A 1,491-nucleotide genomic window follows, 5' to 3' on the forward strand; every position below is an offset into this window, starting at 1 on the left:
TGCAGAAGCTGCAGTTGGCGCAGGGTACGGATATCCTCCCTGGCCTGTTCAATACAGGGCAACAGTGCTGCCGAATCCGTTTTATCCTCATCGTTGTCAAAGATAATTTCCGATTCGCAGTCAATATTGTCCTGCAGCCACGCAATGAGGATATCCAGCGCTGTTTCAGTGGTTAATGGCATCACGCTCTGTATCACTGTATTGTCTTCCGGCAACTGATGAGGGCTGGCAGAAGTTGCCGGTGTTTCGGTAGCGTCACGTTCATCCACCACGCGGAGTGAATAACCGTTTTCAGCGACTTTGTTAATCAGTTCAGCGAGCTTAATACCATCGACGTCAACGACAATGCGCCCCATGTTCAGCGCCTGCACGTTAACGCTGTCTGCCTCCAGCGTCAGGGCCAGTTTCATTGTTTCGCCTCCGGATGCTTCCCCTGGGTAATGTCATTTACCGTTCTGTAATTGTCGCGGGTCATCAGGCCTGTCGCCCGGCGGGCCCGGAGGATATCGATGCTGTTTATTAACTGAGAGTGGGTACAGGTGCTGAATCCCGGCTGGTCGGTACGTACCAGCGCGTATTTTTCAACGAGAAAGTTCACCGCATCACACAGTGAAATGCCAGCTTCAATATGCTGCTCAATCACACGTTCATCGGCGAACGGTGTGTCATTCAGCGTGAGGCCGTAATGCTGGTCCAGCAGTCGGGTGAGCAGTGTCTGCCAGATGGTGACGGGAGACGGGCAGCGCGATGCCTCCCGTACGTGTGTGTCGGGTAATGTGTTCATACTGAAGATTTTCCTGATATGCAGAGATGAAAAATGGGAAAGTGGCGTGGTGAAAACACCAGGCCGTAGCAGAAGGCTATTCTGGAGAGTTAATTTTTCATTTCGGGCGTCGGATAAACAGCCAGATAAACGTAACCACAGGAGCCGAGGGTGTCGGCTTCACAGGTCAGCCCCTTCGCATACAGTGTCACGGTATGCTGATGGCGGGGATTCAGTTCACCGCTGGTGAGCATGAGCTCCAGTTGTTTCATCAGCAGCGGAAAGGCCTGGTCTAGGTGGTACGCATCTGCATCGCTGAACAGGCCTCTGATACCGGTGCGGTCGGCAAGGTAATGCAACCGGTTACCCTCCTGCACCAGACGTGCCCCGAAACAGGGCGTCACGGTGCAGGGCAGTCCCCACCAGAGGCGGTCGTTATGGTCGTCGGGATAATTTGTCTCATGGAGTTTGTCTGACACGATAAAGTCCTCAGGTCAGCCGGCGCGCAGACCGGCTTCGGTGAAGGTGTATTCGTTGATGAGAAGGGCCTCATCAACAGCGGCATCAGAGGTCAGCCTGTCGTACTCGTTTTCCAGCTGACGGTACAACCAGAAGGCCAGGTCGCGCAGGGCTTCGCTGACAGCGGCTTCCGCATCGGCTGTCATAGCCTGACCAGTCGGACTGTTCCGGGTAACAGTGATATCCATGCTGTACGGATGGCAGTAACG

At 54.3% G+C, this 1,491-nt stretch carries 3 protein-coding genes and 2 pseudogenes; all 5 read right to left on the reverse strand.

Annotation, left to right across the window (positions count from 1 at the left end; genetic code table 11):
- The coding region (locus tag FFT88_RS25045; protein WP_135403476.1) for a DUF957 domain-containing protein at nt 1-185 on the reverse strand (185 nt) is incomplete at its 3' end.
- A 75-nt stretch (nt 186-260) separates the two neighbouring features.
- Nucleotides 261-410: pseudogene (locus FFT88_RS25050) on the reverse strand (DUF5983 family protein); the annotation flags it as partial.
- Nucleotides 407-784 (reverse strand): TA system toxin CbtA family protein, encoded by a 378-nt coding sequence (locus tag FFT88_RS25055; RefSeq protein ID WP_061330310.1) that lies wholly within the window; start codon nt 782-784, stop codon nt 407-409. The pseudogene FFT88_RS25050 and the gene FFT88_RS25055, both read right to left, overlap by 4 nt.
- Nucleotides 785-873: 89 nt before the next feature.
- On the reverse strand, nt 874-1,242 hold the full coding sequence (locus tag FFT88_RS25060; RefSeq protein WP_059268623.1) for a type IV toxin-antitoxin system YeeU family antitoxin: 369 nt from the start codon (nt 1,240-1,242) through the stop codon (nt 874-876).
- 15 nt (nt 1,243-1,257) lie between these two features.
- Nucleotides 1,258-1,491 (reverse strand): annotated as a pseudogene (locus tag FFT88_RS25065) (antitoxin of toxin-antitoxin stability system); the annotation flags it as partial.

This window comes from Escherichia sp. E4930 (assembly GCF_005845405.1).
Taxonomy (GTDB): Bacteria; Pseudomonadota; Gammaproteobacteria; order Enterobacterales; family Enterobacteriaceae; genus Escherichia.

Coding starts and splice junctions, on each gene's coding strand:
- FFT88_RS25055 (WP_061330310.1), bottom strand. CDS start 784: ATGAACACATTACCCGACACACACGTACGGGAGGCATCGCGCTGCCCG.